General features: G+C 54.0%; 21 protein-coding genes. 9 read left to right on the forward strand and 12 right to left on the reverse strand.

What is annotated here, in order from left to right; all coding sequences use genetic code 11:
• Positions 1-10 precede the first annotated feature (10 nt).
• From sapD to DAQ1742_RS12265, 6 genes are all read left to right on the forward strand, one after another.
• Entirely contained in the window at positions 11-1,003 is a 993-nt protein-coding gene (sapD, locus tag DAQ1742_RS12240; RefSeq protein ID WP_035341340.1) for a putrescine export ABC transporter ATP-binding protein SapD, read from the forward strand.
• Positions 1,003-1,818: a putrescine export ABC transporter ATP-binding protein SapF gene (gene sapF, locus DAQ1742_RS12245; RefSeq protein ID WP_035341338.1), complete on the forward strand. Its 816-nt coding sequence runs from the start codon at positions 1,003-1,005 to the stop codon at positions 1,816-1,818. The genes sapD and sapF overlap by 1 nt, the downstream gene beginning before the upstream one ends.
• Positions 1,819-1,963: 145 nt before the next feature.
• The gene (gene fabI, locus DAQ1742_RS12250) at positions 1,964-2,755 is read left to right on the forward strand and encodes an enoyl-ACP reductase FabI (protein ID WP_035341336.1); all 792 of its coding nucleotides are present in this window, start codon (positions 1,964-1,966) and stop codon (positions 2,753-2,755) included.
• Between the two features lie 317 nt (positions 2,756-3,072).
• Positions 3,073-5,004, forward strand: a complete 1,932-nt coding sequence (locus tag DAQ1742_RS12255; protein WP_035341333.1) for an exoribonuclease II — start codon at positions 3,073-3,075, stop codon at positions 5,002-5,004.
• Positions 5,005-5,088: 84 nt separating this feature from the next.
• Positions 5,089-6,006 carry an aldo/keto reductase gene (locus DAQ1742_RS12260; RefSeq protein WP_035341331.1) on the forward strand — a complete coding sequence of 306 codons (918 nt, stop codon included), beginning with the start codon at positions 5,089-5,091 and terminating at the stop codon, positions 6,004-6,006.
• Between the two features lie 277 nt (positions 6,007-6,283).
• Positions 6,284-8,350 carry a carbon starvation CstA family protein gene (locus DAQ1742_RS12265; RefSeq protein WP_035341328.1) on the forward strand — a complete coding sequence of 689 codons (2,067 nt, stop codon included), beginning with the start codon at positions 6,284-6,286 and terminating at the stop codon, positions 8,348-8,350.
• A 93-nt stretch (positions 8,351-8,443) separates the two neighbouring features.
• Here the strand turns inward: DAQ1742_RS12265 and araD are convergent, their stop codons facing one another.
• The gene (gene araD, locus DAQ1742_RS12270; protein ID WP_035341326.1) at positions 8,444-9,139 is read right to left on the reverse strand and encodes an L-ribulose-5-phosphate 4-epimerase; all 696 of its coding nucleotides are present in this window, start codon (positions 9,137-9,139) and stop codon (positions 8,444-8,446) included.
• Positions 9,140-9,464: 325 nt separating this feature from the next.
• Between araD and DAQ1742_RS12275 the strand changes: the two genes are divergently transcribed.
• Positions 9,465-9,680, forward strand: coding sequence for a glycine zipper 2TM domain-containing protein (locus tag DAQ1742_RS12275; protein ID WP_035341324.1), 216 nt, complete (start codon positions 9,465-9,467; stop codon positions 9,678-9,680).
• A gap of 77 nt (positions 9,681-9,757) precedes the next feature.
• Here DAQ1742_RS12275 and yciH read toward each other — a convergent pair whose 3' ends face one another.
• The 5 genes from yciH to pgpB all read right to left on the reverse strand — a co-directional run bounded on the left by yciH (position 9,758) and on the right by pgpB (position 13,519).
• Positions 9,758-10,084 (reverse strand): stress response translation initiation inhibitor YciH, encoded by a 327-nt coding sequence (gene yciH, locus DAQ1742_RS12280; RefSeq protein ID WP_035341322.1) that lies wholly within the window; start codon positions 10,082-10,084, stop codon positions 9,758-9,760.
• Positions 10,077-10,790: an orotidine-5'-phosphate decarboxylase gene (gene pyrF, locus DAQ1742_RS12285; RefSeq protein WP_035341320.1), complete on the reverse strand. Its 714-nt coding sequence runs from the start codon at positions 10,788-10,790 to the stop codon at positions 10,077-10,079. The genes yciH and pyrF overlap by 8 nt, the downstream gene beginning before the upstream one ends.
• 209 nt (positions 10,791-10,999) lie before the next feature.
• Positions 11,000-12,169, reverse strand: coding sequence for a lipopolysaccharide assembly protein LapB (gene lapB / locus DAQ1742_RS12290; protein WP_035341318.1), 1,170 nt, complete (start codon positions 12,167-12,169; stop codon positions 11,000-11,002).
• Between the two features lie 12 nt (positions 12,170-12,181).
• Positions 12,182-12,481 carry a LapA family protein gene (locus DAQ1742_RS12295; RefSeq protein WP_035341316.1) on the reverse strand — a complete coding sequence of 100 codons (300 nt, stop codon included), beginning with the start codon at positions 12,479-12,481 and terminating at the stop codon, positions 12,182-12,184.
• 309 nt (positions 12,482-12,790) lie between these two features.
• Positions 12,791-13,519, reverse strand: a complete 729-nt coding sequence (pgpB, locus tag DAQ1742_RS12300; protein WP_232046483.1) for a phosphatidylglycerophosphatase B — start codon at positions 13,517-13,519, stop codon at positions 12,791-12,793.
• Positions 13,520-13,767: 248 nt separating this feature from the next.
• Here pgpB and ribA point away from each other — a divergent pair, with 248 nt between their 5' ends.
• A complete protein-coding gene (gene ribA / locus DAQ1742_RS12305) occupies positions 13,768-14,361 on the forward strand; it encodes a GTP cyclohydrolase II (RefSeq protein ID WP_035341314.1) in 594 nt (197 codons plus the stop codon).
• 45 nt (positions 14,362-14,406) lie between these two features.
• On the opposite strand, the gene DAQ1742_RS12310 is transcribed toward ribA, so the two are convergent.
• Positions 14,407-16,026 (reverse strand): ABC transporter substrate-binding protein, encoded by a 1,620-nt coding sequence (locus DAQ1742_RS12310; protein WP_035341312.1) that lies wholly within the window; start codon positions 16,024-16,026, stop codon positions 14,407-14,409.
• Between the two features lie 596 nt (positions 16,027-16,622).
• Between DAQ1742_RS12310 and gstA the strand changes: the two genes are divergently transcribed.
• Positions 16,623-17,237 carry a glutathione transferase GstA gene (gene gstA, locus DAQ1742_RS12315; protein WP_035341309.1) on the forward strand — a complete coding sequence of 205 codons (615 nt, stop codon included), beginning with the start codon at positions 16,623-16,625 and terminating at the stop codon, positions 17,235-17,237.
• 114 nt (positions 17,238-17,351) lie between these two features.
• On the opposite strand, the gene pdxY is transcribed toward gstA, so the two are convergent.
• From pdxY to anmK, 5 genes are all read right to left on the reverse strand, one after another.
• The gene (gene pdxY, locus DAQ1742_RS12320) at positions 17,352-18,212 is read right to left on the reverse strand and encodes a pyridoxal kinase PdxY (RefSeq protein WP_035341307.1); all 861 of its coding nucleotides are present in this window, start codon (positions 18,210-18,212) and stop codon (positions 17,352-17,354) included.
• A 184-nt stretch (positions 18,213-18,396) separates the two neighbouring features.
• Complete coding sequence (tyrS, locus tag DAQ1742_RS12325; protein WP_145916234.1) at positions 18,397-19,674, reverse strand: tyrosine--tRNA ligase; 1,278 nt, start codon at positions 19,672-19,674, stop codon at positions 18,397-18,399.
• Between the two features lie 138 nt (positions 19,675-19,812).
• Positions 19,813-20,526, reverse strand: coding sequence for a pyridoxamine 5'-phosphate oxidase (gene pdxH, locus DAQ1742_RS12330; protein ID WP_083961014.1), 714 nt, complete (start codon positions 20,524-20,526; stop codon positions 19,813-19,815).
• A 79-nt stretch (positions 20,527-20,605) separates the two neighbouring features.
• The gene (locus tag DAQ1742_RS12335; RefSeq protein ID WP_035341303.1) at positions 20,606-20,911 is read right to left on the reverse strand and encodes an MliC family protein; all 306 of its coding nucleotides are present in this window, start codon (positions 20,909-20,911) and stop codon (positions 20,606-20,608) included.
• A 117-nt stretch (positions 20,912-21,028) separates the two neighbouring features.
• Positions 21,029-22,147 (reverse strand): anhydro-N-acetylmuramic acid kinase, encoded by a 1,119-nt coding sequence (gene anmK / locus DAQ1742_RS12340; protein WP_035341301.1) that lies wholly within the window; start codon positions 22,145-22,147, stop codon positions 21,029-21,031.
• Positions 22,148-22,370: the final 223 nt, after the last annotated feature.

The raw sequence follows: 22,370 nt of genomic DNA on the forward strand, positions 1-22,370 counted from the left end.
GACAACCATCATGGCATTACTGGAAATTCGTAATCTGACCATTGAATTCCTGACACCGGACGGCCCGGTCAAAGCGGTGGATCGCGTCAGCATCAGCCTCAATGAAGGCGAAATTCGCGGCCTTGTCGGGGAATCCGGTTCGGGCAAAAGCCTTATCGCCAAAGCGATTTGTGGCATCAATAAAGAAAACTGGCGCATCAGCGCCGATCGCTTTCGTTTTGACGATGTGGATATCCTGCAACTGACACCGCGCGCACGGCGCAAGCTGGTGCGGCATAATATGTCGATGATCTTTCAGGAGCCGCAATCCTGCCTTGACCCGTCAGCTCGGGTAGGCCGCCAGTTGATACAATCCATCCCCGGCTGGACATTCAAAGGCCGCTGGTGGCAACGCATTAACTGGCGCAAACGCCGCGCCATTGAGTTATTGCACCGCGTGGGCATCAAAGACCACAAAGACATTATGCGCAGCTACCCCTACGAGCTCACCGAAGGGGAGTGCCAGAAAGTGATGATTGCCATCGCGCTGGCAAACCAGCCAAGGTTATTGATTGCCGATGAGCCGACCAACGCGATGGAAGCCACCACGCAGGCACAAATTTTCCGTCTGCTCTCGCGGCTGAACCAAAATAATAACACCACCATTTTGCTCATCAGCCATGACCTGCAAACCATGAGCAAATGGGCCGATCGTATCAATGTGCTGTATTGCGGCCAGACGGTGGAAAGTGCACTGAGCGATGAGTTAATTAACGCACCACACCACCCTTATACTCAGGCTCTGATTCGCGCCATGCCCGATTTTGGCCGCTCACTGCCGCATAAAAGCCGGCTGAATGCACTGCCTGGCGCGATCCCTTCGCTCGAACATCTGCCCGTCGGGTGCCGCTTAGGCCCCCGTTGCCCTTATTCACAAAAGCAGTGCATGGCCACACCACCGCTAATTCCGGTGAAAAACCATTGGTACGCCTGCCACTTCCCGCTCAACATGGAGGAGTCCTGATGGTAGAAACCCTGCTGGAAGCCCGCAACCTCACCAAAATCTTTCGTTATCGCACCGGCTGGTTCCGCCGTCAGCATGTTGAAGCGGTAAAATCGGTGAGTTTCACCCTGCGCGAACGGCAGACGCTGGCGATTATCGGAGAGAATGGTTCCGGGAAATCAACGCTGGCTAAAATGCTGGCCGGGGTTATCCCGCCCACCTCCGGTGAACTGGTGATTGACGACCATCCCTTGAGCTTTGGCGACTACCGTTATCGCAGTCAACGCATTCGGATGATTTTTCAGGACTCCGCCAACGCGCTTAACCCGCGCCAGCGCATCGGTCAGTTGCTGGAGTTACCGCTGCGGCTGAACACAACTCTCACGCCACATGAGCGCGATAAAGCCATTCATCTGGCGTTGCGCCAGGTGGGGTTACGTGCCGATCACGCCGCCTATTACCCACATGCATTAGCGCCGGGGCAAAAGCAGCGCGTCGGGCTGGCTCGCGCCCTGATTTTACAACCCAAAGTGATTGTGGCTGACGAAGCGCTGGCCTCACTGGATATGTCAATGCGTTCGCAAATCATCAACCTGATGCTGGAATTACAGGAAAAGCACGGCATTTCCTATATCTATGTCACGCAGCATCTGGGCATGATGAAGCATATCAGCGACCAGATTCTGGTGATGCAGGCCGGTGAAGTGGTTGAGCGCGGCAGCACGGCCGACGTGCTGGCCTCGCCATTACATGACTTAACCAAGCGTCTCATCGCCAGCCATTTCGGTGAAGCACTCAGCGCCGATGCCTGGCGACGAGACAGCCATCAGCCTTAACTCACCCGGGCCGCACGCGTCGCAAAAGTGGTTGGAGTACCCCTCCGGGCGTCAGGCGTGCTAGAATCGCCCGGTTTATTCACACCGATCATGGTAAAAACTATTTTGCCGATGGTCGCAGCAACAATTCTCAAAGGATACTGCCATGGGTTTTCTTACCGGTAAGCGCATTCTGGTCACGGGCGTTGCCAGCAACCGCTCCATTGCATACGGTATCGCACAGGCGATGCACCGCGAAGGTGCTGAACTGGCGTTTACCTACCAGAACGACAAGCTGAAGTCGCGTGTGGAAGAGTTTGCCAAAGAGTTTGATTCAAGCATCGTCTTACCCTGTGATGTTGCGCAAGATGACAGCATCACCGCGCTGTTCTCAGAACTGGCTAACGTCTGGCCAACCTTCGACGGCTTCGTCCACTCTATCGCTTACGCACCGGGCGACCAGCTCGATGGCGATTATGTCAACGCGGTCACCCGCGAAGGCTTCGCCATCGCGCACGATATCAGCGCTTACAGCTTTGTGGCGATGGCAAAAGCCTGCCGCAGCATGCTGACCCCGAACGCCGGGCTTATCACGCTGTCTTATCTCGGTGCCGAGCGCGCTATCCCGAACTATAACGTGATGGGGCTGGCAAAAGCCTCGCTGGAAGCCAACGTGCGTTACATGGCCAACGCCATGGGCCGTGACGGTGTGCGTGTTAACGCCATTTCCGCAGGCCCTATCCGCACACTGGCGGCCTCTGGCATCAAGAATTTCAAAAAGATGCTGTCACATTGTGAAGCCGTCACCCCTATCCGCCGTGTTGTCACCATTGAAGACGTGGGTAACGCCGCCGCCTTCATGTGCTCTGACCTCGCAGCCGGTATCTCCGGTGAAGTGCTGCACGTCGATGGGGGTTTTAATATCGCGGCCATGAACGAGCTGGAACTGGGCGAGTAATTCCCTCACAGTAAACGAGCCGGATGGCTCGTTTACTGTATTGTGCCATCGCCCTGCCTTTACCCCTGCCCCGCCCACTGCCACACTGTTTTTTTAACACGCGAATTTTTTAACACGCGAAAACGCCCGGTTCGTGCCACACGGCAACAGCAGATTGCCTGAGCGCCGGTGTATGCCGGATACACTGCCCAGCCGTTAAACAGATGGCCCTGACAGCCCGAACAACGCTTGCCGCCAGCGGCTGATTCGCGTAAAACTGTCTGCCATTAACACCATTATTAACCGTCATTTAACCGCTAATCGCAATTCTGGACGCTATGTTTCAAGACAACCCGCTGCTTGCGCAGCTAAAACAGCAACTCCACTCTCAGACGCCACGAGCGGAAGGCACCGTTAAAGCCACCGACAAAGGATTCGGTTTTCTTGAAGCCGACGCGCAGAAGAGCTATTTCATCCCGCCGCCGCACATGAAAAAAGTGATGCACGGCGATCGTATTATCGTCACGCTGCACACCGAAAAAGAGCGCGAAATTGCCGAGCCAGAATCACTGGTCGAGCCATTTCTGAGCCGCTTCGTCGGCCGTGTGCAAAAGAAAGATGACCGGTTATCGATTGTGCCGGATCATCCGCTGTTGAAAGACGCGATCCCCTGCCGTCCGGCACGCGGGGTCGAGCAGGATTTCAAAGAAGGCGACTGGGCGGTTGCCGAAATGCGTCGCCATCCGCTCAAGGGCGATCGCGGCTTTTTTGCCGACCTGACCCACTACATTACCACCGGCGATGATCCGCTTGCGCCGTGGTGGGTCACGCTGTCACGGCATAATCTGGAACGTGTTGCGCCACAGGCCGATGCGGCAGAGCTGAATGATGGCGCGCTTTCACGCGAAGACCTGACCGGGCTTGATTTCGTGACCATTGACAGCGCCAGCACCGAAGATATGGACGATGCGTTGTATGTTCAGGAGCGTGACGACGGCAGCCTGGAGATGACTGTTGCCATCGCCGACCCGACCGCATATGTCCCGGCTGACAGTGAGCTGGATGCAATTGCCCGCCAGCGTGCGTTCACCAACTATCTGCCTGGCTTCAACATTCCGATGTTGCCACGTCACCTGTCCGATGATATCTGCTCGCTGCGCCCGCATGAGCGCCGTCCGGTGCTGGCGTGCCGCATGACGGTTGCCGCCGATGGCGCACTCAGTCAGGTGCATTTCTTCGCTGCCTGGATTGAGTCACGCGCTAAACTGGTGTACGACGAGGTTTCCGACTGGCTGGAACAGCAAGGTGAATGGCAGCCGGGCAGTGAGGCCATCGCCAGCCAGATCCGTCTGTTGCATCGCGTATGTCAGGCGCGCAGCCAATGGCGCGCCACCCATGCGTTAGTCTTCCGCGACCGCCCTGACTATCGTTTCGTGTTGGGCGAGAAAGGTGAAGTGCTGGATATCGTCACTGAGCCGCGCCGGATTGCAAACCGTATCGTGGAAGAGGCGATGATTGCCGCCAACGTCTGTGCGGCCACTGTGCTGCGCGATACGCTTGGTTTTGGTATCTACAACGTGCATAACGGTTTTGACCCAGTGAGCGTCGAACAGGCGGTTACGGTATTATCCGGCCACGGCATCCGCGCTGACGCGCAGCAATTGCTGACGCTGGAAGGCTTTTGCGTACTGCGCCGTGAGCTTGACGCACAACCCACGCAATTCCTCGACAGCCGCATTCGCCGTTTCCAGTCGTTTGCCGAAATCAGCACGACGCCCGGCCCGCACTTCGGCCTGGGACTGGATGCATACGCTACCTGGACATCGCCGATTCGTAAATATGGCGATATGGTCAACCACCGGCTGCTCAAAGCGATTATTACCGGTGCCACCGCTGACAAACCGCACGATGACGTTACCCAGCAACTGGCTGAACGCCGCCGCTTGAACCGCATGGCCGAGCGCGATGTCAGCGACTGGCTCTACGCGCGGTTCCTCAAGGAAAAAGCGGGCACCGACACACGCTTTACTGCTGAGATCATTGATGTGAATCGCGGCGGTCTGCGCATTCGCCTGCTTGACAACGGCGCAACCGCCTTTGTGCCCGCCTCGTTTATTCATGCGGTGCGTGACGAGCTGGTGTGCAGCCAGGAAACCGGTATCGTGACCGTGAAAGGTGAAACGGTTTACCGCCAGAGTGACACACTGCAAGTGGTGCTGACCGAGGTGCGCCTTGACACCCGCAACATCATTGCCAAACCGGCAGCCTGAACCTTGAACGGCCTGACGCCATCCTGACGGATGGCGTTTTTTTTCCCCTTCGGCCACTCCCCCGCGCATAAAGGAGTCGATACGATGAAAAGAATTCCGCTTGGTGGCAGTACACTCAGTGTTCCCAATATTGCCCTCGGCTGTATGCGTCTTGCCGGAAAAAGCCCGCAGGACGCCGTTACCCTGATACAGAGCGCGCTTGATGTCGGCATAGACTTTTTTGACCATGCGGATATTTATGGTGCCGGGCGCTCGGAAGAGGTGTTTGCGAAAGCCATCACACAAGGCGGTATTCGCCGCGACGCACTGATCCTCCAGAGTAAATGCGGCATCCGCCCCGGCTATTTCGATTTCTCTAAACAGCATATTCTCGCAAGTGTGGAAGGCAGCCTGACGCGCCTGAATACCGATTACCTTGACCTGCTGCTGTTGCACCGCCCAGACACCTTGTGTGAGCCAGACGAGGTCGCTGGCGCATTCGACGAGCTGTACACCAGCGGCAAGGTGCGCCATTTCGGCGTGAGCAACCAGCATCCGTTGCAAATTGAATTGCTAAAAACCGCCGTGCGCCAGCCGCTGCTTACCAATCAGTTGCAGTTAAGTATTATGCACACCCCGATGATCGATGCCGGTTTCAACGTCAATATGACCCATGCACCATCGCTGCATCATGATGGTATGGTACTGGAGTACAGCCGCCTGAAAAACATGACAATTCAGGCCTGGTCGCCCTTCCAGTACGGCTTTTTTGATGGTGTATTTATCGGTAACGACCAGTTTGCGACGCTCAACGCTGCCCTGCAAAAAGCCGCCGATGAATACGCTGTCTCGACAACGGCCATCGCCACCGCCTGGCTGTTGCGCCATCCGGCCAGTATGCAGGTGATAGTCGGCAGCATGAACCCGCAACGCTTACAGGACATCGCCACGGCCTCATCACTGCGCATCAGCCGCGAAACCTGGTATGACATCTACCGGGCCGCGGGGAACACACTGCCCTGAGCACGGATAGGCACGCCTCATCCAGGCTATGCCGGGTGAGGCGTGCACCCCATGATTTGCTGCCGGTCTGCTACGCCATCTTTCACCGGTAACACCGCTGCCGGAAAAATCATTTCCATAACAAAAATATAGCTTTGTTCACATTTTTATCGCTATCTAATCACGCTCCTGAATCACTGCACTATGGTGTTTATTGATGCCACACGTTATGCGTGTGGTAACACTGCCTATGAGCCAACCGGCAGCGGGAAATGACAACCACTCTGGAGTCAGTGAGATGAAAACCATCAAAAGTATGTCAGCCTGGATAGCTGTTGCGATTGCCGGAGCGGTGGCGTTTGCCATGCTGGCACTCAGCCGTGGTGAGCATGTTAACGCCGTCTGGCTGGTGATTGCCGCCGTCGCCTGCTACAGCATTGCCTACCGTTTTTACAGCCTGTTTATTGCCCGCCGGGTGTTTGAACTCGACGACCGGCGCATCACGCCTGCCGAACGCCATAACGACGGGCTGGATTATGTCCCCACCAATAAGTGGGTATTGTTCGGCCACCATTTTGCGGCTATCGCCGGAGCCGGGCCGCTGGTCGGGCCGATTCTGGCCGCGCAAATGGGTTTTTTACCCGGCACGTTATGGATTTTGCTTGGTGTGATGCTGGCCGGAGCCGTGCAGGATTTTCTGGTGCTGTTTATTTCTACCCGGCGCGATGGCCGCTCACTGGGCGAAATGGCCCGGCAGGAACTGGGCGCATTTGCCGGTGTGGTGACTATGCTGGGCGCACTGGGCGTGATGATAATCATCCTGTCAGCGCTGGCACTGGTGGTGGTTAAAGCGCTTACCAACAGCCCGTGGGGCACGTTTACGATTGCTGCCACCATTCCGATTGCGCTGTTTATGGGCGTTTACATGCGCTTTTTGCGGCCGGGAAAAATCGCCGAAGTCTCGCTGATAGGTTTTGTGCTGATGATGCTGGCCATCACTTACGGTGGTGAGATTGCCGTACATCCTTACTGGGGGCCACTGTTCACCCTCAGCGGCACAACCCTGACCTGGGTGCTGGTGATTTATGGGTTCATCGCCTCGGTGTTACCCGTCTGGCTGCTACTGGCTCCGCGTGACTATTTATCCACCTTCCTGAAAATCGGCGTCATTGTCGGGCTGGCAGTCGGTATTGTTTTTGCCATGCCGGAACTGAAAATGCCTGCCATTTCCCGCTTTATCGACGGCAGCGGGCCGGTGTTTTCCGGTAGCCTGTTCCCGTTTTTGTTTATTACCATTGCCTGTGGCGCTATCTCCGGCTTCCATGCGCTGGTGTCGAGCGGTACTACCCCCAAATTGGTTGAGCGTGAAAGCCATATTCGTTTTATCGGCTACGGCGCGATGCTGATGGAGTCTTTCGTTGCCATCATGGCGCTGATTTGCGCCTCGGTAATCGACCCGGGCGTCTATTTTGCAATGAACGCCCCCGCCGCCGTAATAGGCACCACCGTGGAAAACGCCGCACAGGTGATAAGCGCCTGGGGATTTGTCATCACCCCGGCAGACCTGACGACCATCGCCAAAGACGTCGGTGAAAATACCATTCTTTCACGCGCCGGGGGCGCACCTACCTTTGCCGTCGGTATGGCGCATATCATCACTGACATTTTTAACAGCCGGGCGATGATGGCATTCTGGTATCACTTCGCCATTTTGTTTGAAGCGCTGTTTATTCTGACTGCCGTGGATGCGGGCACCCGCGCCTGCCGCTTTATGGTGCAAGACCTGGCAGGACTGGTTATTCCCGGCATGGGCAAAAGCCACTCCTGGCTGGGTAATATGGCGGGCACTACCGTTGCTGTCTCGGGCTGGGGCTTTTTCGTCTATCAGGGGGTGATTGACCCGCTTGGCGGCATTAATACGCTATGGCCGCTGTTTGGCATCGGCAACCAGATGCTGGCGTCAATGGCGCTGATCCTCGGTACGGTGGTGCTGTTCAAAATGAAGAAACAGCGCTACGCCTGGGTCACATTATTGCCGACAGCCTGGCTGTTTATTACCTCGATGACGGCCGGCTGGCAGAAAATCTTTCATGAAAAACCCAGTATCGGCTTTCTGGCGCAGGCAAACCGGTTCTCAAAAGGTATTGAGTCCGGCACCCTGATTGCGCCAGCCAAAACCATGCAGGACATGGCGACCATCGTTTTGAGTAACCAAATCAACGCAATACTGTGTGGATTCTTTATGCTGGTTGCAGTGACGATGTTGGTTGCCGCCTTCCTGGTGATTCGCCGGGCGCTGCATAGCCAGCAGCCCACAGTGCAGGAAACCCCGGCCAGCTGGCGTCAGGATAGCGCACAGCACTAAAACGCGTAAAACCGAACGCCCAGCCTGGGCGTTCAATCTCCCTTAACACCCCGCATGCAAAACAAACCATCAACCTGAGTGGCCAAGCTGACATTATTGGCCGTAATAGGCATGTACCCCGTGCTTGCGCAGGTAGTGCTTATCCAGTAATGCAGGTTGCATTGATGCCAGCGCCGGGGTTAACTGGTGAGAAAATAGCCCCATGTAAGCAATCTCTTCCAGTACCACAGCGTTGTGCACGGCATTTTCAGCATCACTCCCCCAGGCAAAAGGGCCATGCGCATTCACCAATACGGCCGGAATGGCCTCGGGTGATAAACCTCGCTCACGGAAGGTTTCGACGATAACCTGCCCCGTTTCCCATTCATACTGCCCGGCGATTTCGTGTGGCGTCATCAGCCGGGTACAGGGGATGGGGCCGTAAAAATAGTCAGCATGAGTGGTTCCCCAGGGGGGTAAATCTTTCCCGGCCTGCGCCCAGATAGTGGCATGGCGTGAATGGGTATGGACGATGCCCCCCAAGGCCGGAAAAGCCTGATACAGCGCCCGATGCGTATCGGTATCTGACGAGGGCTTTCTCTCACCTTCCACGACCCGCCCGGTGCGAATCTCTACGACGACCATGTCCTGCTGCGTCATCGCATCATATTCAACACCGGAGGGTTTAATCACCATAAGCCCGTGCTCACGGCTGCACGCACTGACATTCCCCCAGGTAAACGTCACCAGTTGATGACGGGGCAAAGCCAGATTGGCGTCAAGCACCTGCATTTTCAGCTCTTCCAGCATGTTCATTCTCCCGTGTGATTTTGGCTATTCTGCTGTCCGGCGGGCGGCAGCGGTATGGTGGAAATGGCTGAAAAACGGGCGGTGTTCTGCTGGGGAGACCGGTGTGCGATGACGCCAACACCACGGGAGAATGAAATCACGGCAAACGCCGCCGGTGTGCGATGAATTCAGAGTTTTTCACCTGTCGTGCCAGTGGCCGGTCACTATACTGGCAGCCAGACCTCACACCGCGAGTCACGGCAATCAAGCGCTCATGGGTTGGCGTTACCGCATGATTTTTAGCGCCGTCACCTTGCCGTAAAACAGCAATAACAGGAGTATAAAAATGCAGATGAATAGAAAACTGACTGCCACGGTACTGGCAATGGTGATTATCAGCACACTGGCTGGCTGCGCAGGCATGAATAAACGCCAGCGCAATACCGCGATTGGTGCCGGAATTGGCGCGCTGGGTGGCGCGGTATTAACCAACGGCAGCGCGGTGGGAACCGTCGGCGGTGCGGCGGTCGGCGGCATTATCGGACACCAGACAACCCGCTAATCCCCGGTGTGCACAGGGGCGTCAACACCCGATAGCAAACAGGCTCCCTGACGGAGCCTGTTTGTCTGGCAAGCGCATCAACCTCCGGCAAGCTTAACGCGCATGCCTTTCGCTTCCAGTAATGCTTTTAGCTGATCGCGTTTATCACCCTGAATTTCTATCACACCGTCTTTAAGCGCACCGCCACAGCCGCACTTCTTTTTCAGCTCCGCGGCCAGCCGCTCAAGTTCAGCATCATCAAGATCAATGCCGGTAATCAGACATACGCCCTTACCTTTGCGCCCGCTGGTCTGGCGCTGAATGCGTACCACACCATCGCCTTTGGCCCGCACAGGTTTGTCTGCCGGTTCCTCGATACGCCCGGTTTGCGTGGAGTAAACCAAGCGGCTGTTATCATCACGCATGACTGACTCCTAATGACGTCAGAATGGTTTTTAAGGTTGCCGCCGGGTCGGCTGACTGGGTGATGGGCCGGCCGATCACCATATAATCGACCCCAGCCTGTTGCGCCTGCTGAGGTGTCATGATACGACGTTGATCGCCTGCATCGCTGCCTGCCGGACGAATACCCGGTGTTACCAGACGGAAGTCCGCCCCACACACCTGTTTCAGGCGCACCGCCTCATGAGCCGAGCAGACGACACCATCCAGCCCGCACTGCTGAGTTAATGTTGCCAACTTTTCAGCCTGTTCCGCCGGCGACAAAGTGATGCCAAGGCCGTTTAAATCCGCCTCATCCATGCTGGTGAGCACCGTCACCGCAATCAGCAACGGTGCCTGATGGCCAAACGGTAACAGCGCCTCGCGCGCCGCCGTCATCATACGCGCGCCACCGCTGGCATGCACATTCACCATCCACACGCCCAGTTCCGCCGCGGCGGCCACGGCGCGCGCGGTGGTATTGGGAATATCATGGAATTTGAGATCGAGAAACACCTGAAAGCCACGCTGCTGCAACGCCGTCACACATTGCGGGCCAAACAGGGTGAACATCTCTTTTCCCACTTTTAACCGGCAGTCTTGCGGGTCGATTCTATCGACAAAATCATACGCGGCATGCAGGTCAGCATAATCCAGCGCCACAATAATCGGAGAGCCTGTAGACATCATATTCAAAGAGGTTGTTGAGCCGTTCACTGGTGTTCCCGTCGTTAAGCATGAATGAGTGAAATCGTTTTCGCGCGCATTCTACCCGCCCTGCCGGACAAATGCCAAACCACCGCGCCGCTGCTATGTCAGCAATTTTTTAGTATGTTGTAACTACCAGCCTCTCCCCTGAGGCGCAAACAGGCCTCGTTATCACGTTGGTTATCGGGGCGTTACTCGCCATCTAACCCACGAATCGGCTTCACACTGGCCCAACTGCGGCAAGAGGGGCAATGCCAGTAAAGCGACTGAGAGGTAAAACCGCATTTGTGACAACGGTAACGCGGTTTGGCCTGAATTTGCTCACCGACCATGTTGCGCAGCACCAAAAGGCTCTCTTTCGCCCGGCCATCTTCCGCTTCACGTAAGTGGTAATCGATCAGGCGGTGAAATACCCGCATGGTAGGGTAACGCTGTAACTGACGCGTGACATAGGTTTGTGCAGACTCCGTGCTTTCATATTGCTCCAGCACATCCGCCATCATCAGGTCAGCGCTGGAGCCACATTTTTCTTCCACACAGCGGCGCAAAAATGTCGCCCACACGTCTGGCTGATTCAACTGGACATAGCAGTCTTGTAGCATCGGCAGTGCTTCACTAATAAACTCCTTATCCTGCTCCAGCACCTGCCGGAGTTCGGCTGCGGCCTGGGCATAATGTTGCTGTGCCATATAGATGCGCCCCAGCATAATGGACACACGAGCGCACTGATTATCCGCTATCGATGCTTTTTTCAGCATCGCCATGGCTTTATCAAGATCATCGCTGCCCATTGCCTGCAATGCCTGTTCACAGTAGAAGTGCGCAATTTCACTGCGTTGCTGCGTTTTACCGAGTTTAAGCAGTCTTTCTGCCGTCTCGATAGCGTTTGGCCAGTCACTGGTAGATTGGTGAATCTGCAATAACTGTTGCAGTGCGCTCACCCGAAATTCGTCTTCATCGACCAGTTGTTTGAAAATTTCTTCTGCGCGGTCGTACAGCCCTGCGACCATATAGTCACGACCCAGTTGCTGCACTGCCAGCAGGCGCTGCTCAAAACTGAGCGACGCGCTTTCAGTCAGAGCCTGATGAATACGGATAGCCCGGTCAACCTCGCCGCGCGAGCGAAACAGGTTGCCCAGCGTCAGGTGCGCTTCGAAGGTGTTACTGTCGTCTTTAAGCATGTCAAGAAACAGCTCAACGGCTTTATCTTGCTGGTTGGACAACAGAAAGTTCACCCCGGTGACGTAGTCACGCGATAAACGATTGGTTTCGTCCTGTTTATCCTGCTGTGCACTCCTGCGCCCCATATACCAGCCGTAGGCGGCGGCAACCGGCAGCAACAGAAACAGCAGTTCTAACATGGAGGTTGTTCCTTAGTGGGTGGCAGAATCGGTGGACGTGGTTGCCGACGAGGCAGACAACTGCTGCTCAAGACGCTTGATTTTACGTTGTTCACGCCCCAGCGCAATGCGCAGGCGCAGATAAAACGCCCCACAAATCACCCAGCCCAGCCCAAACCCGGTCGCAAATAAGGTGGCCAGCAATGTCGATAACCGGTATTCACCCTGAGCCAGCAGATAGTTAAATGTGATCACCTGATCGTTATGTGACCCAAGCGTGATAGACACAATAAAAATCGCCAGCACCAGAAAAAAAATCAGCATGTATTTCACGTTCGCTTCCTGTGGGTGTCGTCTTACGCAAATGAACGTAAACGGATGAACTTAACCAGATGAATTATGCCAAATTTCGGCGGTGAACCCCATTAACTTAGCATTTCCCCCACCGGGTGGGAAAGACAGTCAGGAGCGTCAGGCAGGAAAAGCGGTGACACGCAGCATTATTCAGCAAATGGCTGCGTGCAGTGGATAGCATTATCGTTGTGTGATGCCTTTCGCGCAGCGGTACCTTACCTAAGGTTCGAGCGCTTTCAGGCACAAAGCCAGACGGTTAGCCTGCCGTAATGGGGCGCGACAGGCCACTCAACGGGAAGAGTATAAAATAGGGAAAAAACGCCTTAACAGCCAACCAGCCATCAGCGCCAGCACCATGCTGATAAGTGTGGCAACAACAACATCTTGTGGCCAATGCATGCCTAACGCCAGTCGGCTGCCAATCACGCTATTCGCCCATAACATCATCAGCACGACCATTCCATAACAGCGACGGGAACCGAGCAAACCCACTATCAGCAGTGCCCAACTGGCTGCAAACACGGTATGCCCGGAAGGAAAGGCGTAGTCAGCTTGTTGCTGCCAGTGTTGCTGCTGCCAGGAGGGAATGGACGTTGTTTGTTGTAACTGGCGGGCCAACAACGCGGCGCGATCATCGTCAGTTAATGCATAAAAGTCTGTGACTGTTATCTGATTCGTCTGCTCCAGCCACACCAAGAATGGCCTGGGCTCTTGCGTCCAGTGCTTCATTACCGATTTCATCCCCTGCCCGGCCACCAGTGTAGCCAACAGGATAACGATAACGGCGATGGCCTGCCGACCGCGGATACGCAAAAGCCATACCGTACAGCCTGACAAGAGAATACTGGTTAGTACACCCCACGGGGCAGACACCGTTTCGGTCATCCAGAACAAGGGTTTAAGCCACCATCCGGCTACCGTTGGTTGCCAGTGCCATCCTGTTGCCCACACCCATAACGGCAACATCATCAATGACATTGTACCAATTAAGGTACGTCTGGTGAGATCGCGCATCATTTCTCCCTATAATTCAGCAGGATATTAAAACAAATTTTTCACAATTTTATCAAAAAAGAGGGCGTCCGCTGTCAGTATGGCGTAAAATAGCTGTCAGTTATGTCAACGACACCGCTATTCCCGAGTCATTCAGTCACCGGTCATAAGGACCACGGGCCCCCGGCGCGGGGAGTATTCCGGTGGCGTCGGCACGTGATTCCCTCTCCCGTAAGGAGCCGGAATTCATCATTCATGCTTTGGAGATTAACATGCAGCTAAAACGGGTGGCGGAAGCCAAACTACCCACCCCGTGGGGCGATTTCCTGATGGTAGGGTTTGAGGAAACTGCGACCGGGCGTGATCACCTGGCGTTGGTTTATGGCGACATTTCCAGCCCGGAACCGGTGCTGGCCAGAGTGCATTCGGAGTGTCTGACCGGAGATGCACTGTTTAGCCTGCGTTGTGACTGTGGTTTCCAGTTGGAAGCGGCCTTGAATCAGATTGCCGAAGAGGGGCGTGGCATACTGCTGTATCATCGGCAGGAAGGGCGTAACATCGGGCTACTGAACAAAATTCGCGCTTACGCGCTACAAGACAAGGGCGCAGATACCGTGGAAGCCAATCATCAACTCGGCTTTGCCGCTGATGAGCGTGATTTCACTCTGTGTTCAGACATGTTCAAATTATTGAATGTGGCCGCAGTACGGTTACTCACCAATAATCCGAAAAAAGTGAATATCCTGAGCGAAGCTGGCATCAATATCGTAGAGCGAGTGCCGCTGATAGTCGGCCGCAATCCGAAAAACGAACACTATCTTGCGACCAAAGCGGCCAAGATGGGGCACCTGCTGGATAGCCAATAATCACTGTACGTCAGGTGGCGCTTGCCACCTGACGTATTTTGGCTATCAGTGCTTGATGATGTAAACGTCCTTGCTGTAGTAATCTCCTTTCAAATCCGGCTTGAACCCACCCACATACGGCTTCACCATCTGGCTGCGCACGTAGTAGTAGATAGGGATGAGCGGCATTTGCTGTTGCAAAATCCCTTCTGCCTGATGATAGAGTTTTACCCGCTCGTCCAGCGACGAGGCTTTCACTGCTTTATCCAGTACCTCATCGTATGCTTTGTCGTTGAATTTACCGGCATTGTTACTGTCTTTGGCGCGTAGGGTATCAAAATAGGTTGAAGGTTCGTTATAGTCAGCCCCCCAGGAGTTACGCACCACGGAGAAATTCCCGGAACGGGAGGTATCCAGCAGCGTTTTCCACTCCTGATTCAACAGCGTGGCCTCTGCACCAAGATTTTGCTTCCACATCGAGGCCGCCGCGATAGCAATCTTCTGATGTGATTCCGAGGTGTTATACAACAATTCGAACTTCAGCGGGTGGCTTTCATCAAACCCCGCCTCTTTCAGCAATTTTTTCGCCTCAGCGTTGCGCTGTTGTTGTGTCCAGCTGGCCCATTCCGGCTGAGTGCTGGTGTAACCGGCCATTCCTCGCGGAACGTAGTTATAAGCAGGCAACTGACCTTGTCCCATCACTTTGTCGGCAATCACGTCTTTATCCAGCGCCAAATCCAGCGCACGCCGCACCCGCGCATCATTAAATGGCGGTTTTTGGGTATTAAAGCGGTAAATATAGGTAGAGAGGAACGGCGACACTTTGACTTCGTTCGGCAGCTCCTGCTTGAGGGACTTGAACAACTGGTTCGGCATCGTGTACGTGACGTCAACCTCGCCCGCCTTGTAGCGGTTCACTTCTGCGGTATTCGAGACAATCACCAAATAGGTGACTTTGTTCAGCACGGTATGGGCGTTGTCCCAATAATTGACGTTGCGTTTGGCGCTGATGCGCTCATTAACCACCCACTCCGTCGGCACAAACGGGCCGCTGCCGACAAAGTTGGCAGTCTGCGTCCACTTATCACCAAATTTTTCAATCGCCGCTTTCGGTACCGTCACCATCACATAGTGATCGACCATCGGCAGAAAATACGACAGCGGTTGATCGAGTGTCACTTGCACCGTTTGCGCATCCAGTGCCTTAATACCCAGTTCCTGAGGGCTTTTCTTGCCAGCGATAATTTCATCGGCATTCAGAACATGCAAACTGCCCACATAGCTCTGATAGGGCGACAGCGTTTTCGGGTCAGCCAGACGCTGCCAGCTAAACACCACGTCATCCGCCGTTATCGGCGTACCGTCAGACCACTTAAGCCCCGGACGCAAATGGAACGTCCATATCTGGTTGTCTTTATTTTCCCAGCGTTCCGCCAGGCCCGGTATCACGGTGCCGTCATCACGCACCGAGATCAGTTTTTCAAAAAAATCGTGTATAAGATTGCCTTCAACATCGCTTTCCACTTTGTGTGGGTCAAGCGATGCCGGTTCAGAACCATTGGCTCTGACCAGTTCCTGTTTTTCTGCTAACGGGACTCCGGCAGGAACGACTGCCGCTTGCACTGAAACCGCAGTCAGGCTTAATGCACCCAGTACCGATGCCAGCCAACCCTTGTCTATCGTCATTCCTTGCTCCTCTATAATTTTATTTTATGGATCATGGCATTAAGCCATCAATAACTAATACTGCATCCTTGCCGTATGCACAAGAGGGGAAATACGCCAGACCATTTCCCGCCAGCCCAAGCGGCAACGCATCCGCACCAGAAAAACGATGGCATGCTTAACGATAACACAATCTGTAAATCAGGCTTTTTTAACACGGATAACAAGATAACGCGCTAATGACGTGAATATTCTCATCGGATGACCGATAACTATAACAAGGTATCTGGTCTCGCTGCGGCAACCATCACAGAGCCGTTGCAGGCTATGGTTGGGTAGTACACCTATCTTGCGACACCGCGCACAGCCAGTCTGACGGAACTGTAGCAAGATGAACTTACGCTATCCTGTTAAGATTTTTACAATTGTTATAAGTAATGATGATTAAAAAGCACAACGGTTAGATCCTATTTTCAAGTCGTGCCCTGAATAGGTCTGGCGAAGGCGGATAACCGTCACCCCACCTGAGCCAGAACGACTGTAGTACGTTTTACCTGAATACTTTTTTTATCTGACACTGCGACTCACCGCAAAGACGTTTACTGAAGGAATGGCGAATGAAACTCTATTACAAACCGGGAAGTTGTTCACTATTTCCGCATATCATCCTGCACGAGACCCGGGCCAAATTCACGCTGGTGAAAGTCGACCTGCGCACGAAAAAAACGGAACAGGGAAGCGATTATCTGTTGGTCAACCCCAAAGGGTTAGTCCCCGCACTGGCGCTTGACGATGGCACGGTTCTGACGGAAACCGTCGCCATTGCTCTGTATCTGGCAGACAAGGCACCGCAATATAATCTGATAGCCCCGTCAAGCACCATCCATCATTATCGCGCCATTGAATGGCTGGCCTACATTTCCACCGAACTGCATAAATCGTTCACACCACTGTTTCGGCCCGGCACACCGGAATTGTACAAAGAGTTATTAAAAAGCTACCTGGAGCAACGCTTTCGTTATCTGAATGAAGTATTGAGTGAGCATGACTATCTGGTGGGTAACCGCTTCGGCGTAGCCGATGCCTATCTGTTTACCATTTGTCGCTGGGCGCATGAACTGAAATTCAATTTGCTTCAGTTTCCGGCGTTGTCGGCTTATCTGGAGCGCGTATCTTCACGACCCGCGGTAGAAAAAGCGCTCACGGCAGAAGGACTGGAAGTTAAATTCTAACCGCAGGCACGTTAACGCCTCGCTCTGGCGATATTGGTACTGTTCGTAATAACCATATCTATGCTGAGGTTCATAACGGGGGGATCACTCACTCCCCGTTATGAACGTGGCCGCTTACAGGCGCGTTGCAGCAAAATGCTGGCTGGGCTGCACAATACCCTCTTGCGCCGCCACCAGTTGCAACTCATATTGCCCCAACTGTTTGGTCATACACATGACGTCGTACACAGCGGCAGTGGTGTGCTCCAGCGCCTGTACGGGTGTTGCGCCTTTGAGCAGATTTGCCAGCAGTAGACCGCTGGTCAAATCGCCAACGCCTACCGGTTGACGAGGCCCGAAATCCACCAGCGGGCGGCGAATATGCCAGGCTTCATCATGGCTTACCAGCAACATTTCAAAGCTGTCCTGATGGATAGCAGCACGGCTGAGGTGTTTTACCAAGACCAGTTTGGGCCCGCGCTGGCAAAGCGCCCGGCTGGCAATGACCGCGTCTTCAACCGTATGGATAGTGCTGCCACTCAACAGCTCCAGCTCAGGCAGATTGGGAGCTATCATGTCGCTTGCCAGCAGCGATTGCTGGCAGTGAAAATCGCTCACGCCTGCCGGAACGATACAGCCTTTTTCCGGGGTGCCCATGACGGGGTCACAAAAATAAATAGCGTCTGGATTCGCCGCTTTGACACGCCGAACAATCTCCAGAATATGCCCGCCCTGTTCAGGTGAACCGATGTAACCACTCAGTACGGCATCACAGTCTTTGAGCACATCAATATTACTGATCCCCTGCGCAATCTCGGTCAGGTGCTCGGCGGGCATCACACAACCGGTCCACTGACCATATTGAGTATGATTAGAGAATTGCACGGTGTTAAGTGGCCAGACGTTTACTCCCATACGCCGCATGGGAAACTCTGCCGCGCTATTTCCGGCATGACCAAAAACCACATGGGACTGGATAGACAGTACGTTTTTCATGAAATTAACTACCCTTGCCTGCTTAATAAATGCGATCTGTGTTGTTATTAAATACGGTGTTATCACCATGCGTGCGACCGATGTTCCCCAAAAACCGGCAGAGACTTGCCGGGAATGACAAGCTCACCGTCTCGCTTCGGGGCATCAAAGCAAAAGGGAGCAATCGCTCCCTTCGTTGGGTGGGTTAGTCCTTCCAGCAGATAAGGCAGTAGTGCTTTTTGCCGCGACGCAACAGAGTGTAGCGACCAAACAGGCGGTCAGCCGCCGAGAAGGTATATTCAGGGTCAGATTGTTTCTCGCCATTGATGGTGATGGCATTAGAGGCAATGGTTTTGCGAGCCTGACCGCGTGATGGCTGCAATTCGGAATCGACCAGCGCTTGCTGTAAATCCGCACCGCCAGCCAGTTCAACCATAGGAATACCATCCTGCGCCAGTTGGGCAAAGTCCGCCTCAGTCAGGTCGCCCAGATTACCGTTGAACAGGCTCTGGGTGATGCGACGAGCCGCTGACAATCCCTCTTCCCCGTGCACCAGACGGGTCACTTCTTCTGCCAGCACAAACTGCGCGCGCGGTGCCACACCGCTGTTTTTATCTTCCTCTTCCAGGGCATTGATAACTTCAATATCCATGAAGGTGAAGAATTTCAGGAAGCGGTAAACATCTGCATCGGCGGTATTGATCCAGAATTGATAGAATTTGTATGGACTGGTCTTCTTCGGATCCAGCCAGACTGCTCCGCTTTCGGTTTTACCGAATTTAGTACCGTCTGACTTGGTGATAAGCGGCACGGTGAGGCCAAACACCTGTTTTTGGTGCAAGCGCCGGGTTAAATCGATACCTGAGGTAATATTGCCCCACTGGTCAGACCCACCAATTTGCAACTCAACATCATACAGCCCGTTTAGTGAAGCAAAATCATAGCCCTGCAACAGGTTGTAGGAAAACTCGGTAAATGAAATCCCGACATCATCACGATTCAGGCGCTGTTTCACTGCTTCCTTGTTAATCATCTGGTTAACGGAGAAGTGCTTGCCAATATCGCGCAGGAATGTCAGCACATTCATCGAGCCGAACCAGTCGTAGTTGTTGGCAGCCACCGCGCTGTTATCACCGCAGTCAAAATCCAAAAACGGCGCAACCTGACGACGGATTTTCTCTACCCACTCTTGTACGGTGTCCTGAGTGTTGAGTTTACGTTCGGCCGCTTTAAAACTCGGGTCACCGATGAGCCCGGTGGCTCCACCGACCAGAGCAACCGGTTTATGACCGGCCATCTGAAAGCGTTTCAGGCACAGCAGTGGCACCAGATGTCCCAAATGCAAGCTGTCAGCGGTCGGATCAAAACCGCAATACAGTGCAATTGGCCCCTGCGCCAGTCGCTCTGCTAACGCAGCCTCGTCCGTTACCTGGGCCACCAGGCCCCGCTCTTGCAATTGTTGGATCAGATTGCTTGCCATCAAAGTCTCCATGTATAAACGACTGCACCTTTTACCGGTACACGACTTTTCGCCACGTTGGCGAAAGAAAAATTCAGGGTGACATAGAATAAAGCGCGGCCCACGGGAGTGCCAGCGCTTCGCGTAACAAATTAGCGTGATTTAGGGTGCCAGACGGTCAATTGACCAGCCTTGCCCCTCGCGTTGGTACAGAAAACGATCGTGCAGGCGATGTTCCCCACCTTGCCAAAATTCGATGGCATCGATAGAGACACGAAATCCCCCCCAGAAACTGGGCAATGGGATCTCCCCTTGCTGAAATTTCTGCTTCATCTCGAAAAACTTACTTTCCAGCAAGTTGCGTGCAGAAATCCGGCTGGACTGCTTTGACACCCAGGCACCAATCTGGCTATCGCGCGGCCGACTGTGGAAATACTTCATCACCTCCAGCATCGGCAATTTTTCGGCACGCCCCTGCACGATGACCTGACGCTCCAGCATATGCCAGGGGAATAACAGGCTAATACGCGAATTGACAGCCAGTTGTTGTGCTTTACGGCTGCCCAGGTTGGTGTAAAACACCATGCCTTTTTCGTCATAGTGTTTCAGCAGTACGATTCGCTGATAAGGTTGCCCTTGCTCATCAACCGTCGCCACGCACATCGCCGTTGGGTCCGCCAGTTGTGCTTCACACGCCTGTTTCAGCCAGCGTTCAAACAAATCAAGCGGGTTAGCGCTAAGATCGTGACGTCGCAACCCACCACGGGTGTATTCGCGCCGTAAATCGGCGATATCAACACTCGCCGCCTGCTGAGGAGACAGCGCGACCTTATTGCGTGACTCGGAGTGATGCACATCATCGTGTTCTGTGGTCATGAGATCCTGCCGTTACCAAACCAGACAAAAATAACAAAAAAATCATTCTGCGCCCGTGACGCCAAAATCTCAACGGCCCCTAGCGCAACACACAATCATTCACGATAATGCGCTCCCCCCTCATGATGAGCGCCTGCTGCTGCTTGCGCCAAAAGGTATACTTCCCATCGCTATACCGGCTGCCCGAGGACGCGACAACCGGATACAACGTATGCAGCTCGCCATCAAGCAGAAACGAAACGGATTCATTCCTGTCGGCCATATGCAGGTTTACCGTTAATGGCATCGTGCCACATTGATAGTGCAAGGTTTGTAATGGCGGGGAAGGGACTAAACGGGTACAGCCGCTTAATAACAGCACTGCGGCAATCAAGAGCGGTTTCACGATGTCATCTCCTGTCATTAACAATGAATCCGGCACAATGACACTCTTGTGCCGGCAACATGTCACAACAACGTAGTCTATCAACCGCCGGGGAGATGACCTGTCAGCAAAATCTGATTACCAAATGCCGGTTACTACCGGGTAAATAGCGCCAAGAATCGTTTCACAGCGAGCGCCCGTTACCGAAGGCAGGTTGCCGGGTAAACCGGAGAGTGTGCGAAAGGCCAGCCAGGCAAACGCCAGCGCTTCCATGTCATCACCACGAATACCGAAATTATCGGTAGTGCTCACTTCTATCCCCGGTAAACGCGCTGACAACTGGCTCATCAATAACGGATTTCGCGCCCCACCGCCACACACCAATACCCGCTCACACCCGCCGGTAAGCAGCACTTGCCCGGCAATACTCTCGGCGGTTAATGCCACCAGGGTGGCCTGCACGTCTTGTGGGGGTAACATCGAAAAACGTGCCAGTTGCCGCTCAAGCCAGGCCAGATTAAAGTGCTCTCGCCCGGTACTCTTGGGTGCAGGCAGGCCGAAATAGGGATCGGACAGCAGATGACTGAGCAACACATTATTGACGTGTCCGGTCATCGCCCAGGCAGCATCTTTATCATAAGGTAGCCCACAGTTACGCCACACCCAGGCATCGAGCAGCATATTACCCGGTCCGGTGTCATAGCCTTTTACCGCACGCCCTGGAGCCAGTACCGAAATATTCGCAATACCGCCGATATTCAGTACGATGCGACGCTCGACCGGGTGTTGCAGTAAGGCGTGGTGAAATACCGGCACCAGCGGAGCGCCCTGACCGCCTAATGCCATATCCCTTCGTCGGAAATCCCCTACGGTGGTAATCCCTGTCATGGCGGCAATACGATTAGCATCACCAATTTGCAGCGTACATGGCGCATCCCCTTGCGGTTCATGCCAGACGGTCTGCCCGTGGCAGCCAATTGCCGTGATATCGCTGGCGCTCAGTCCGGTCTGGCGCAACAAGGCCTGTACGGCTTCGGCAAACAGTGATCCCAGACGGGTATCCAATTGCCCCAGTGCCGAGAGCGTTACCGCCTGACCCTGATTCATCGCCAAAATGGCCCGGCGTAATTCCGGGGGAATGGGGTGACAGTAGCTGGCCTGTTGGGCAACGGTAGACTCATCGATAGCCGCCAGCACCACATCAACACCATCCAGACTGGTTCCAGACATCACACCAATATATCTTCCCGACCTCATTGGATTACCTTTAAATTAGGAAAATAACGTTACCGCCACCTTTACATTTGCGCGACAGACTAGCACACAGGTAGTATATTACGGTCAGATTTTGTCTTTTTTGTCAGGCGGATGCCAATTCTGGTAAAAAATAACCGTTTGACACGTTTTTTAAGAAAAAAGAGGCTTCACAAGGAACCTCGTCGCACGTTTATTATCAATATTGACGTGTACTGTTTTATCT

Origin of the sequence: Dickeya aquatica, assembly GCF_900095885.1 — a bacterium.
In the GTDB taxonomy this organism is placed as follows: Bacteria; Pseudomonadota; Gammaproteobacteria; order Enterobacterales; family Enterobacteriaceae; genus Dickeya; species Dickeya aquatica.